Source organism: Flavihumibacter sp. UBA7668, assembly GCF_002483205.1.
Lineage (GTDB): Bacteria > Bacteroidota > Bacteroidia > Chitinophagales > Chitinophagaceae > Flavihumibacter.
Genome location: NZ_DLHM01000007.1, coordinates 985,826 through 999,425, shown reverse-complemented (window position 1 = coordinate 999,425; position 13,600 = coordinate 985,826). Strand labels below are relative to the sequence as shown.

At 42.6% G+C, this 13,600-nt stretch carries 9 protein-coding genes; 1 reads left to right on the top strand and 8 read right to left on the bottom strand.

Translation table 11 applies throughout. The features are described from left to right. Genes B2746_RS21680 through B2746_RS21665 form a run of 4 tightly spaced genes read right to left on the bottom strand, consistent with a single transcriptional unit; the run spans position 1 to position 3,543 of the window. Positions 1–1,086 carry a COX15/CtaA family protein gene (locus B2746_RS21680; RefSeq protein WP_290799027.1) on the bottom strand — a complete coding sequence of 362 codons (1,086 nt, stop codon included), beginning with the start codon at positions 1,084–1,086 and terminating at the stop codon, positions 1–3. A 50-nt stretch (positions 1,087–1,136) separates the two neighbouring features. Continuing rightward, positions 1,137–1,970 carry a universal stress protein gene (locus B2746_RS21675; protein WP_290799024.1) on the bottom strand — a complete coding sequence of 278 codons (834 nt, stop codon included), beginning with the start codon at positions 1,968–1,970 and terminating at the stop codon, positions 1,137–1,139. A gap of 21 nt (positions 1,971–1,991) precedes the next feature. Further along, on the bottom strand, positions 1,992–2,309 hold the full coding sequence (locus B2746_RS21670; RefSeq protein WP_290799022.1) for a DUF202 domain-containing protein: 318 nt from the start codon (positions 2,307–2,309) through the stop codon (positions 1,992–1,994). Positions 2,310–2,343: 34 nt separating this feature from the next. After that, entirely contained in the window at positions 2,344–3,543 is a 1,200-nt protein-coding gene (locus B2746_RS21665) for an NAD(P)/FAD-dependent oxidoreductase (RefSeq protein ID WP_290799019.1), read from the bottom strand. A 181-nt stretch (positions 3,544–3,724) separates the two neighbouring features. On the opposite strand from B2746_RS21665, the gene B2746_RS21660 reads away from it, so the two are divergent. Next, the gene (locus B2746_RS21660) at positions 3,725–4,609 is read left to right on the top strand and encodes a helix-turn-helix domain-containing protein (protein ID WP_290799016.1); all 885 of its coding nucleotides are present in this window, start codon (positions 3,725–3,727) and stop codon (positions 4,607–4,609) included. Positions 4,610–4,612: 3 nt separating this feature from the next. Here B2746_RS21660 and B2746_RS21655 read toward each other — a convergent pair whose 3' ends face one another. From B2746_RS21655 to B2746_RS21640, 4 genes are all read right to left on the bottom strand, one after another. Then, positions 4,613–7,021, bottom strand: coding sequence for a glycoside hydrolase family 127 protein (locus tag B2746_RS21655; protein WP_290799014.1), 2,409 nt, complete (start codon positions 7,019–7,021; stop codon positions 4,613–4,615). A 149-nt stretch (positions 7,022–7,170) separates the two neighbouring features. Continuing rightward, the gene (locus B2746_RS21650; RefSeq protein WP_290799011.1) at positions 7,171–8,766 is read right to left on the bottom strand and encodes a RagB/SusD family nutrient uptake outer membrane protein; all 1,596 of its coding nucleotides are present in this window, start codon (positions 8,764–8,766) and stop codon (positions 7,171–7,173) included. Between the two features lie 18 nt (positions 8,767–8,784). Then, entirely contained in the window at positions 8,785–11,769 is a 2,985-nt protein-coding gene (locus B2746_RS21645) for a SusC/RagA family TonB-linked outer membrane protein (RefSeq protein ID WP_290799009.1), read from the bottom strand. 128 nt (positions 11,770–11,897) lie between these two features. After that, positions 11,898–13,598, bottom strand: coding sequence for a S9 family peptidase (locus B2746_RS21640; protein ID WP_290799443.1), 1,701 nt, complete (start codon positions 13,596–13,598; stop codon positions 11,898–11,900). Between the last annotated feature and the right edge of the window lie 2 nt (positions 13,599–13,600).

Genomic DNA, 13,600 nt, shown 5'->3' with positions numbered 1-13,600 from the left:
TTATGCCCGCTGCCTGCGATCACTAAAAAGATAGAGCATGCCAACCAGCGACAAAACCAGAAACATGGCCACCAACTGGTGGATTTGGGCCATCCATTCAAAATTACCCCAGCGGTTGGGTACTATTTCCTTACTGGTCAGTACGGCTAAAATTCCCAGTAAAACCTGAATAACCACCAATAACAAAGGCCAGCGCAGATACCGCTTTGAAGCATTGGAAACCTGCTCCTGGCTAGCTTTTCTGTACCAAACTATAATGAAGATAGTGATGAGATAGGCCAGATTTCGGTGAATAAAATGAACGGTAATCGTATTATCAATAAAATTAATCAGCCAGGGCTGGTGACTGCCCATTCCTTCAGGTAACCAGGAACCATTAATGGTGGGCCAGGTAGACGCTACGGCGGCAGCTTTATGTCCGGCCATCAATGCCCCATAAACCAATTGCAGGGTCAATAATCCCAGAATCAGCCAGATTCCTTTTTTCATCGTAGCAGAATAACGGCGCTCACCTGGAGGTACCAGCAATTGCAGTGCAAACCAGAACGTATAACAAAGCAGACCGATTGCCAGAACAAAATGCAATGCCAGCCGGGTTGGTTTTACATAAACCGCATCTCCGGTGAGCCCGCTTGCTACCATGATCCAGCCAACCGCCCCCTGCAGGGCACCCAGCACAAAAAGGATCAATAGCGGGTTAACCATTTCGCGTTTCAGGTAGCGTTTTCCAATCAGGTAAACAAATCCCACCAGAAATACAACTCCAATCAGCCGGGCCCAAAAGCGATGAAACCATTCCCAGAAAAAAATGAATTTGAAATCCGTTAGTGTAAAATCGGTGTTCAGTAGTCGGTATTGCGGGGTTTGCTGGTATTCCCGGAACTTTTCCATCCAACCGGTTTCATTTAATGGAGGAAGGGTGCCGGTAACTACTTCCCATTCGGTGATCGAAAGTCCCGAACCGGTTAGCCGGGTAATTCCACCAAGCAAAATTTGCACAATTATCATTCCCACCCCAATCAGCAGCCAGATGGCTACTGCTTTTTGTCCTCGTTGAGGAGGATTGAACTGAAGGATCGTTTCCATGGCCCGCAAAGTTATCCCATTGCGATGGTTACGCCAACGACTGTTGAAACTCAGGATTTTTTACTGGTAGGAATCGCTAACAGCGGAATATGAATACCATCTGCCACTTTTGAAGTAATGCTGTAATTAAAGAGTTTATCAAATACGGTGCGTTCGTGCACAAACATCAGGAGTACCGCTTTTTTGCGATCCGCTGTATAATTTACCAGGTTCTTCCACATGGGTAAATCATCCTTTTTAGGAACCAGGTGGGCGGTAATTTCCGGATATTCAGCAACAGCAGCTTCCATTTCGTCCTGATCTGTTTCCGGTACGGATGTAAGCGATATCACTTCTACTTTGGCTTTCATCCAGTTGGCCCACTCCACCAGTTTTGGCAAACAGGTTTTGGCTTCTTTCAGGGAGATGGCCGCCAGCACTTCGTCCAATTCCGCCGGGTGCCAGTCGCGCGGAACGGCCATTATTGGAAATAAACTGTGGTTGATCATAGTGCTGGTATTGCTGCCCCAGAAACGCTCCATGGCATTGGAAGCTCCATGCGTTCCCATGATAATAAGATCAGCTTTATGCTCAAGCATATGATTGATGATACCACCATTGATCATCACACTTTCACGAACAGAGGTGGTAACGGTTGGAGCTCCCTCTCCGCAACAGGCCTGACTGCGTTCTGCAACAATTTCTGCCAGTTTTGCTTCTATCGCACCAAGGTCTACATGATGCGGGTCAATATGCCATTCGTTGGGATAATCATGGGCTGCCTTAAAATTCAGAATATGCAATACTTCTATCGTGAAGCCCTTGCCTTTTGCAATATATAAGGCCTGATCCAATGCACTGATGGCATTGGGAGAAAAATCAAAAGGAACTAAAATATTCGCCATGTGAGTCATTTAATCTATTCGTTATACTTCTTCTTCCATTAATAAATGCCAGCGTTTCTGTGCAAATGCTGAAATATTGAGCTTTTTTGCTACCTGACGATAGCGGGTAATTCCGAAAATAAGAATGCCAATCGATACAATCCAGAAACCAAGCTCCAAAAGCCAACCCAGTTTCAGTTGAAAAAAACTGTTCAGGGTCAGTCCGGCGATGGAAAAATACAAACTTGATCGGATATAGGCCAATAAAGTGCGCTCATTTGCCAAACGGGTGCGCTCCACAGCCAGTTCATCCGTCAGGGAGAGTTTGGTTCGGGTGGGCGCTTGTTTTTCAGCATTCATACCAGCACTTTGCGACAAGTTACGCAAGAATTGATTAAGCCGTTCCCTTTAATATCTTATTCCAATATAACCAGGGTAATACATATTTCTTTAATGCCCACATGGTCCAACGGGGTTTGGACTGATCAAATGGAAAAGTTTCCATTGGCTCATTTTCATAACCGAATTCAGCAAGGATGAGTTTACCATATCCCACCACTAACGGACAACTTCCATATCCGGTATACACTGCGTGTAAAGGCTCTCCATCAATGAAGGAAAGCAGGTTCTTCACCAACACCGGAGCCTGTTTGCGAACTGCTGCGCCTGTTTTTGCATTGGGTGTACTGGTGGCATCACCAATTCCGAATATTCGCGGATAACGGTTATGCTGCAATGTAGACTTGTTCACATCCACCCAGCCGGCTTCATTTGCAAGAGGACTTTTCCGTATAAAATCAGGCGCACTTTGTGGCGGCACCACATGGATCATATCAAAATGTTTGCTTATAAGTGTTGTTACACCCTGTGGATCAACCACTTTAAAAGTGGCTATTTTCGCAGGTCCATCTATCTCCACCAGATCATGTTTAAAATTCAGACCAATACCATATTCATTCACTTTTTTCATGAGTTCATCAGCATATTTTTTTATGCCGAAAATCACGGATCCAGCCGTTACAAATTCAACCTTAGTTTTACCCTGCAATCCATGTTTCCGAAGATAATCTGCAGTCAGGTACATAATTTTCTGTGGTGCTCCCCCACATTTCACCGGAGTACCCGGACTTGTAAAAAGTGCAGTATCACCCGCTTTAAGATCTTTTAACAATTCAAATGTATAGGGCGCCAGTTCAAATGAATAATTGGAAGTTACCCCATTCTTACCCAGGGTTTCAGGAAGACCTTTTACCAGATGCCAGTTCAATTGAATTCCCGGGGCAACAATCAGGTAATCATACGTATACTCCCCCCCATTAGCTGTTATAACCATGTTCTGATCCGGCTCAAATTGAGCAGCAGCTTCCTTAATCCATTTAACCCCTTTCGGCAATACAGATGCTTCTGAACGAACCGTATCATGAATATCAAAGGTTCCGGCACCAACCAATGTCCAGGCAGGTTGGTAATAATGTTTTTCTGAAGGTTCAATGATGGCAATATCCAACCCTGGCCTTTTTCGCAGGAGCTGTGCTGCGGTTGAAATACCGGCATTTCCGCCTCCAATTATTAAAATCTGATGATGTTGTTGCATATCAATCGTTTAGATATTAAAGGTAGCTGAGCTCTCCCCGGTTGAATGTGACAGCTGTCACGCCGAGACCTGATTTTGCTTTGCCCGGATTTTAACCTGCTTTGACCATATTTTCACTATTTACGGATAATATTCAGGAATTGATTAAATTACTGTCATTCAAACACTTATTAGCTACAACATGAAAGTCTTACAATTCACCATTCCGGTTCCGGGTGAAAAAAACATCATTGTACAGCGCGATAAGATGGCGTACATGTACCAGCATTTACATCGTCACGATGAAATGCAACTGACCTGGATCATAAAAGGGGAAGGCACCCTGGTTGTGGAAAACAATATGCATCCATTCCGATCCAATGAAATTTATTGTATCGGAGCCAACCAGCCTCATGTTTTCAAAAACGATCCCATTTATTACGATGGCCAGCTGGAAGTGGAAGCTCTAACCATTTTTTTCAATCCGGCTGGTAAACTGCAACACCTTTTTGATCTGACGGAAACCAAACAGATCAGACAGTTTCTGCATAAACACAGATCAGGTTTTATTCTTCCGGAAGAAATGACGGAACCGATCAGTAACCTGATGATTCGAATGGAACAACAATCCAATGTGGATCAGATTATCAGCTTTCTGGAATTGCTTCATACCTGCTGTGGTGCTTTCCAGCTGAAGGAACTGTCCAGTGTATCTGAAATGGCGCAGTTTAGTGAGAATGAAGGTCTCCGCTTAGGCACTATCTACAATTTCATTTTGAACAATTACGCAGAACAACTTACCCTCGATGATGTAGCCAAACAGGCACATATGACCCCACAGGCTTTTTGCCGTTTCTTCAAAAAAAGGACCCGACATACTTTTATTTCCTTTTTGAATGAAGTAAGAATTAATGAAGCCTGCAAAAAACTGACAGAAGGTGGTTTTGATAGCATCTCCACCATTGCCTATACCTGCGGTTTCAACAGCATCACCAATTTCAACCGGGTATTTAAATCGGTATTAGGGAAATCGCCCAGCGAATATGTTGAGTCCTATACATTGAATACGTATGATGTGGCCAGCTAGTTGTTAATTAACAATCCACTCATGAAGTCCGGCTGAATGTTTCTCTGGAAGTTTTACTTCCAGCCGCAATGCAGTTGTTTTTACCGGTTTGAATTTTATCACATTATATCCATCTTTACTGATCGGATCCATTTTCTCAATTTCTACCGGAAGGTATTTGCCATTTTTTTCATATTGAAGAGTGTAGGATTGCGGAATCCGGCAGCCGCCAAACGGACCATCATCAAACCAGTAAAAACTGGAAGAGCTGATGCTGTACTCTTTGTCGAAATTATATTGCACCCATTCGGTTGTATTCTCTTTTGGCCACCAATGCAGGTAAATCGAATTCCGATCCTGTGAACTGGATGGCTCATACTGATCATTTAATCCCCGTAACATTCTGGAATTATTTTGCGATGAACTTACCTTGCTTTTAGAAGCAATGGTTGGTGCAGGCATAGGCAATGCAGCTGATTCGGCATAGGGAATCCAAACCTGCATTTCACCCGGACCTCGATTATTCCAGGAATAATAAGGGATAGCTTTAACCGTTTGTTCTGATCTCAATAAGGTTTTGCTGTTTACCTGGCGTTTGGTGCTGCTGCCTTTTGCTGTTAATACCATCACCCCATTCAACAATTGCGGCTCATATTTTGCAGTAATTGCTGCTGAACGATCCACCACAATATTATTGGCAGCATTGTCTTTATTGTCAACACCTTCGATACAATATACAATTGGTCCACGTTGAAGTGCAAATCTATTTTGGTCATCCTTAACCTGCTGATTTGCGATCACCTTCTCAATTTCAAGCGGTAATTCTAATTGCAGACGATCTCCTTTTTTCCAGGTTCTTTTTATCACAGCATACCCTTTCTCCATGGTATAATCAAGGGCTTTCCCGTTTAATAAAAGGCGGATAGGCTTACGCTGTGTATCCATGAATGCATAGAGACTACCCGGAACCGCTTCCTGTTTAGCCCATCCGGGAATTCGTAGATGCAGGGAAAAAGCATTGGCAGGGGCCTGATTCAATTGGAGGGCAACCTGACCTTTCCAGGGGTACTCGGTAATTTGTTCCAGCTCCAGCTTTCCAGCTGGCAATTCAATAGAAGAAGTGCTGGCAACATAAAGATTCAAATACAACTCATTTTCTCTTTTCGCATATACATAACCGGGAATTGATGGCATGAAACGAGTCATATTTGAAATGCAACAGGCACATCCAAACCAGGCACTGCGTTGGTGTTGTCCCATGGAGGCCAATGGGTTCGGATAGAAAAACCGATCCCCGCTTAATGACACACCTGATAACAAGCCATTATACAGAATACGTTCCAGGACATCAATGTACTGGGCATCTCCATTCATTAAAAACATCCGGCTGTTCCAGTAAACATTCGCAATGGATGCACAGGTTTCTGCATATGCAGACATGTTCGGTAACTGATAAGCAGCACCAAATGCTTCCCCATGTCCGGTGGCTCCAATGCCCCCCGTGAGGTAAATTTTATGTTCCATTACATCCTTCCATATATCATTGATTGCACTGATATATTCTTTGTTTCCGGTTAGTGCTGCCACATCTGCCATACCGGTATACATATAAGCAGCCCTTACTGCATGCCCAACTGCTTCATGCTGATCCGTTACCATCTTGTGCGACTGGCTATATTCTGCTCCTTTGATATCGCCATTACCACGGATATCAAGAAAAAATTTGGCGAGATCGAGGTATTCCTTTTTTCCGGTTACCCGATACAGCCGGGCCAGTCCCATTTCCACCACCTGATGGCCTGGGAAATAAGCAGCTTTACCAGGTCCGAAATCCCGAACCAGCAGGTCTGCATTCTTTAGTGCGATATCCAGGAAATTCCGTTTTCCTGTTGCCAGATAATGTGCCACTGCTGCTTCAAAAAGGTGTCCGGAATTATACAACTCGTGGCTCAGATCAGGATCTTTTTCCCAGCGCTTCGTACTTATCCAGGGATGCAGGGTATCCGGCTTCATGGTCCGGAATGTATATAAATAACCATCCGGCTCCTGCGCATCCCCAATAATCTGTATCAATGTATCAATTGTTTTTTCCAGTTCCGGATTGGGCCTGGTTTGCAGAGAATAAGATGCGCCTTCAATCAGCTTATATAAATCCGTATCATCAAATGGATATTCAGTAATTTTCCCTACCGGCATTTTGCCTGCAGCTTTCAGAAAGTTATCAATCCGGCCTGTTTCCCTGCACTTTTGTAAGGTATAAGGTATACTTACCGTAGCATTCACTTCAATTTTCGGAGCCCAGAAATCATCGTGAAAATGAACCTGGGTGAATGGAACCGGCTGGATGGGATAATCATTATGAACCGTTTGTGCATTCAGTTCCGAACTAAAAATTCCCAAAGCAACAGCAATCGATAGATATTTCGTCCTCATAATAGCATGCATTTTTCAAAATTAAATGTACATATGACATTTAAATTACAATATACACAAATTCACTCTTGATTCCCGAATTTTCTCCAATTTGCCAAAAAGGCTGCTCCTTGCGGAACAGCCTCATTATGCAAACTGATCAATAATAATTACCGATAATCAGGATTCTGCGCCAGGTTCGGATTCTTATTCAACTCTGCCTCAGGTATAGGAAATAATGTTCTCATCTTACCATCCCCTTTAGGACGATGATTAAACCAGATTTTTCGATGGAATACACCAAATCGGATCATATCCTGCCGACGATGTGCCTCAGCTGCAAATTCCCATCCCAATTCATCATAAAAACGACCGAATGGAATGTCTCCACCACCCTGCACTTCTGTTACTACACCATCTTTCCAATACCCATAATTATAGGAACTACCCTGACTTAATTCAGCTGCTGTAACAGTAGCCTTGGCTGGATCAGTATTGGCGAACGCTCTTTGCCTTACCTGTGTAACCAGTGTTGCAGCATCAGCCCCATTACCGGTTCTGAGCAGACATTCGGCTTTCATCATCAATACGTCTGCATAACGGAATACGGGGAAATCCGTGCTTAATCCGCCTCTTGCTCCAACTTTAATTTCAAATTTTCCAATTCGATAGCCCTGGAAAAAATCCGCCAGTGCAATTCCATCCACATGACGGGTATAATCAAGAATCATTTCTCCTGTTGTCACACTATACTGAGGCCCCATTATCCAGGTATCTTTCATCCTTGTATCGTCCTCATCATAGGTATCAATAAATTGTGGAACTGCACAGTTGCCACCCCATGGCTGAGCAGCCATATTCAATACATTCCGATGTGCGGTAGCCAGTGTTTTCATATGGATAGAGTTCTGCGTAGCAAAAACTTCATCATATGGGACAGCCAGAATCAACTCCTTTGAATTTTCATTTGCAGTAACAAAATTATTCTTGTAATTCGACTCCAGTATATAAATATTGGCGGCAATGATATCGTTACATTGCTCCATACATTTCTGCCATTGTGAAGTTCCTGTATATACTTCAGCATTCAGATAAAGACGTGCAAGAATTGCTTTAGCAACCCACTTGTTGATTCGTCCATACATCGATTTGTCCGCCACAGTACTCAAATTATTCATATTCTCCAACAATTCCTTCTCAACAAATTCATATACTTCCTGACGGGTCGATTGCTGTGGAAGCGTAGCATCAGAGAAATCAGTTACCAATGGAACATTTCCATGTGTATCCACCAATAAGGAATAATAAAATGCACGGAGCGATTTCAATTCTGATACCAAAGCATCCTTCCCATTGGCAATCGGAATTGAACCTGATTCAATCTGGAATAAAATTCGGTTGACTGTATTTATTCCATTATAACAGTTATTCCAGAGATTATGTGGTTGCCATTGAACCTGGTTCCATTCGTGATTGTGCATCCGCTGATAGGTACCGCCATCATACCAGCCATTTGGTCTTGCAGGAGTAACGATAATATCAGCCGGTTCTTCCTGTAAATCGAAATTACCCTGCCACCCCGCATACATGGGACGCATAATAGTATATGCCGGACCAATAATAGCCGGAATATCTTTCTCTGTAGGCCGGAAAGATGTTTCCAATACCTGGTCATATACTTCTTCATCCAGTTTGGTACATCCTCCGGAAAAAAGAGCTGCACTTGTCAACACTGCTGCTATGCTTAGAATTTTATATTGTTTCATGATGGATCAGTTTTCAAGTTAAAAGCCAATATTTAAACCCAATGTGAAGGTGCGAGTAGTTGGATACTTATCACGTGAATCCGCACCGGGATCCAGTCCCAACCGATTTACTTCCGGATCAATTCCTTTATAACCAGTTAATACCAATAAATTAAGGGCAGATGCATAAACACGGGCCGTCCGGAAGTAACGACTACCCTGCACATCAAAACTATACCCTACTGTAACATTATCCACTTTCCAATGATCACCGTCCTCAATATAATGGGATACATAAGCCAGGTCATTATCCAACACCCGTTTGCCATACACCTCATCTAGTGAAGACTTCAGCATATTGTACTGCTTGATTTTTGGATTCTCATAATACATTCGCTGAAAATTCAGTATCTGGTAACCAAATGCACCTCGCATGTTTACAGCAATATCAGCACGCTTATATCGGAAATAGAGGTTCAGTCCGGCTACATGTTTCGGAATTCCATTGCCCAATACTTTTTTATCTGATGGAGTGGATTCACTGATTGGTTTCGGCTTTCCATCTTCCCCCTCAATGATCCATTTTCCTTCCTCATCAATATCAATAGATTTATAACCCCAGAAGTTTCCGATAGGGTCTCCAACTTTTACCCGGTGCGTTGCTTCCTGAATCGGTTCACCTGTATATCCGGTATAGAAAAAATCATTGGTTGTCTGGTAAATCTCATTGGAAATGGACAATAGTTTATTCTTATTTCCTGAATAAGTAAGGTTTGCCTTGAAATCCATATCCTTTTCACGGATGATATCATAATTTATCAACACTTCCAGACCACGATTCAGCATACTTCCTGCATTTGCCAGTGTTGTACCAAAAAGATTGGGTGGCACAGGTACAGGGAAGCTATACAACATATCACGTGTATTGCGCTGATAAAAATCAATACTACCACTTAACCGGCCTTTGAACATCGCATAATCAAGCCCGATATTATATTCTTCTTTTTTCTCCCAACGCAAATCCGGATTAGGATTTCTTGTAGGAGAAATGGGTTGAATCCACTGACCATTATAGAGGTAACGGTTATTACTATATGCCAACGAAATGAGCGACTGATACGGATCGGTAGGTACTGTTCCTGTGATACCAAATCCGGCCCGCAATTTTAGGTCATCCAGAAAGCTAGCATTCGCCAGGAAATTCTCCTTATTGATACGCCATCCCAATGATACAGCCGGAAATGTACCCCATTTATAATTCGCTCCGAATTTGGATGAGCCCTCATGTCGTACACTCGCCATCAAAAGATACTTTTCGCTCAGCGAATAATTTAACCGACCGAAAAACCCGATCAGCTTATGATTGGTTTTATAGGATCCCAATCCATAGGCACTGTTATTTTGCAAAAGCAATGCATCACCGGCCGCCAGATTATTATAGGTATACAAATCAGTTGGAAAATTTGAATTGGCAGCATTGAACCCTTCACTGGTTACATCCTGCCAGCTATAGCCGCCCAATACGGTAAATCGGTGTTGCCCTACTGCTTTGGTATAATCCGTCGTAAGCTCCATCAGATTATCCTGGTATAATCCAGTTGTACGGGATGCATAACCAGTACGATTATTTACAACAGAAGCCCGGTGATTAAAACTTTCGGAATATCCGGATAATGAATTGATTTTAACATTGGATACCAGCAACTTAATATTCAAATCCTTCAATGGAGAAAATACCACACTCCCATTAAGGCGCAGTTCAGAAGTACGAAATTCTCCGGAAGTTTCGTCGATACTCCGCACAGGATTATCATAGTTATAAGCATTCGGATCTTCTTTCCACTGTCCGCGATAATCAAACACACTATCTGTTGGGTTACGAATAATAGCCTGACGATAGATATAATCGTAATTGGGACCAGAAAAATATTTCCTGTTTCTACCCAATACACTAACATTAAAACGCAACCGATTATCCAGCATATTGTGGTTCAAATCTATCCGACCGGTAAACTGCTTGTTATCCGAACGGTTGAATAAACCCTGCCAGTCTCTCAGGTTAAGTGTTGCAATATAATTGGACTGTGCTGTTCCTCCCTGAAGTGATACATTATGCACATGGCTGATAGGATTACGAGTAATTTCCTTTAACCAGTCTGTGCTGGTACCTTTATCATAAGTTGCAGGATAAAAACCATCGTCTACCAATTTTCGAACATCTGCTGCATTCAGGAACTCCATTCTTCGCGCAATGGTCTGCAGACTTACATAACTATCATAGTTAAGGGTTACCGGCAACTTGCCATTTCTCTTTCTTGTAGTAATCAAAATAACACCATTAGTGCCTCTTGTACCATAAATAGCAGCAGCAGATCCATCTTTCAATACATCAATTGATTCAATATCCTCGGGTGCAATCGTATTTAATGAACCGGGAATTCCATCAATCAGAATAAGTGGCTCCGTTGTAGACATTATGGTACTGTTTCCTCTTAATGATATCTGTGTGGTTGCATTCGGATTGCCACTGGGAGAAACAATCGCCAAACCGGCCACCTTTCCCTGGATAAGCTGACCGGCATCCCGGGCAAAACCCTGCGTAAAATCTTCCCGCTTTACATTGGCAACCGCTCCGGTTACTTCTCCTTTTTTCTGCTTTCCATAACCTACCACTACCACATCATCCAAACTGGAATTGGATGGTGATAGCTGTATGGCAATCGATGATTTTCCCGCCGGATCAATATCCTGCGATGCAAAACCCACTGAACTTATCCTGATTTTCGCATTCGCACGGGAAAGAAACAATTCAAACTCTCCCTTCTCATCGGTGGCAGTTCCATTCTGCGTTCCGATTTCCGTTATCGTTACACCTGGAAGTGGTAATCCCTCCTCATTGGTAACTTTCCCTGTTACCCGGTTTTGATTATTTTCCTGTGCCCGGGCAGATATGCCGGTTACAAGTAGTGCTGCAAGTAGCAGGAAGACAAAAAATGGGTTGTTCTTCCCATAAAGAATTCTCATAGCTTAACAATTTTTGGTTGTGACAGAAAGCAATCCGTTAATTGTAATATTTACACTTAAATGTAAAACCATGAATTCTCTACCGATTCACACATTTTATTTAATTGTTACCAGATATTAGCAGCTTATTACTTATTCCGATCTGGAGGTACTATTCGAAAAAGACTTTTCACGAAGAAATCACGCTTTCGGATTCTGCCATAAGGACCTCCATCACTATGGCCCATTCCCGGTATACTCAGCAATTCGAAATGTTTACCACTTTTTATGAGTGCATCAGCCACCCGATAAGTTGATTCCGGTGGAACATTGTTGTCCTCATCCCCAACAATCAGCAGTAAATTTCCGCTGAGTTTATTTGCATGCGTTATATTAGATTGAGCTTCATAGTGTTGTCCAACCGGATAGCCCATCCATTGCTCATTCCACCATTGTTTATCAATCCTGTTATCATGGCAACCACAAGCTGAAACAGCAGCTTTATAAAAGGATGGATGAAAAAGTAACCCGCCCAGTGCATTTTGTCCGCCCGCTGATGTGCCATATAATCCAACTCTTGTGGTATCCACCCAGGGATATGTTTCTGCTAGCGCTTTAATCCACCTGATCCGGTCAGGAAAGCCTCCATCCGCAAGGTTCTTCCAGCATACATCATGAAACGCTTTGGACCGATTTGCTGTTCCCATTCCATCAATTTGCACTACTATAAAGCCAAGTGCTGCCATACTCTGCATTTCACTGTAAGGCAGGTAAGATTTCGGAACAAATGCATCCTGCGGACCAGCATAAATATGCTCAATCACCGGATATTGTTTCATTGAATCCATATCCACCGGCCAGCATACCACTCCCCATATATCTGTTTTACCATCCCTGCCTTTTGCTTTGAAAGGCACTGCAGTTGGAATTTGCAGTGCTTTTAAACGACTTGTATCGGGTGTTTCAACTGTCATCAGCTTTTTCCCGGTTGCACCTGATCGAACGGTTATTATCGGTGCTTTGTTTACTTCTGAATAACTATCCAGAAAATACTTTCCATCCGCTGAATAACTTACCTGATGATGCCCAGTCTCCGGATTCAATTCAACTAAATTTCTTCCGTCAAATCCAATCCTATAATGATGCACATAATATGGATTCTCGAGCTCCTTCATCCCAGCCCCACGAAACCAGATTTCCCTTTTCTTATAGTCAATACTATCAATCTCTTTTACTATCCAACTCCCGGAACTTATCTGGTTTTTAATTTTACCACTTACTATATCCAGCAGATAAAGGTGCCGCCAGCCATCTTTTTCAGAACTCAGAATAATTTCATTGGTTTCTGGCAGATAGTCTGTAAATATGCGTGATTCATAAATAAAACTGTTTGTCTGCTCATCATATACCGTCCTGATTTCTCCGGTATGAATATCAGCTTCAAGAATACGAAAACGCTGGTGCCCCCGATCAACCCGTTCAAATAAAAATTTCCCTGACTGCGTTTTATTAAAATGGAGATAGGGTGCGCCAAAAAAATCAATTATTGGAATATTAATTTTTCCGGGTTCCTTTTCGCCAATTTTATATACCATCATTTCATAACTGGTAAAAGGATCGCCTGGTTGTTTGTAAGGAATCGAAAAATGCCCTCCCCGGGTACTTGCGTCCCCGGCCATTTTTAAATAATGAATCACAGAATCTTCGTAGGGCAGTATTCTGTAGAAAATCAAATAACTTCCGTCGGGAGACCATGCCATGGAGCCATATTTTGCATATTCCGTTCCATCAGATGTAAGCTGTATTTCCGTTGCCCCTGTTAAGGATTTTAATTGAAGATTATGGTTGATTA

Bases quoted from the DNA above. Each gene is read 5' to 3' on its own strand.
- B2746_RS21680 (WP_290799027.1), bottom strand. From the start codon at position 1,086: ATGGAAACGATCCTTCAGTTCAATCCTCCTCAACGAGGACAAAAAGCA.
- B2746_RS21675 (WP_290799024.1), bottom strand. From the start codon at position 1,970: ATGGCGAATATTTTAGTTCCTTTTGATTTTTCTCCCAATGCCATCAGT.
- B2746_RS21670 (WP_290799022.1), bottom strand. From the start codon at position 2,309: ATGAATGCTGAAAAACAAGCGCCCACCCGAACCAAACTCTCCCTGACG.
- B2746_RS21665 (WP_290799019.1), bottom strand. From the start codon at position 3,543: ATGCAACAACATCATCAGATTTTAATAATTGGAGGCGGAAATGCCGGT.
- B2746_RS21660 (WP_290799016.1), top strand. From the start codon at position 3,725: ATGAAAGTCTTACAATTCACCATTCCGGTTCCGGGTGAAAAAAACATC.
- B2746_RS21655 (WP_290799014.1), bottom strand. From the start codon at position 7,021: ATGAGGACGAAATATCTATCGATTGCTGTTGCTTTGGGAATTTTTAGT.
- B2746_RS21650 (WP_290799011.1), bottom strand. From the start codon at position 8,766: ATGAAACAATATAAAATTCTAAGCATAGCAGCAGTGTTGACAAGTGCA.
- B2746_RS21645 (WP_290799009.1), bottom strand. From the start codon at position 11,769: ATGAGAATTCTTTATGGGAAGAACAACCCATTTTTTGTCTTCCTGCTA.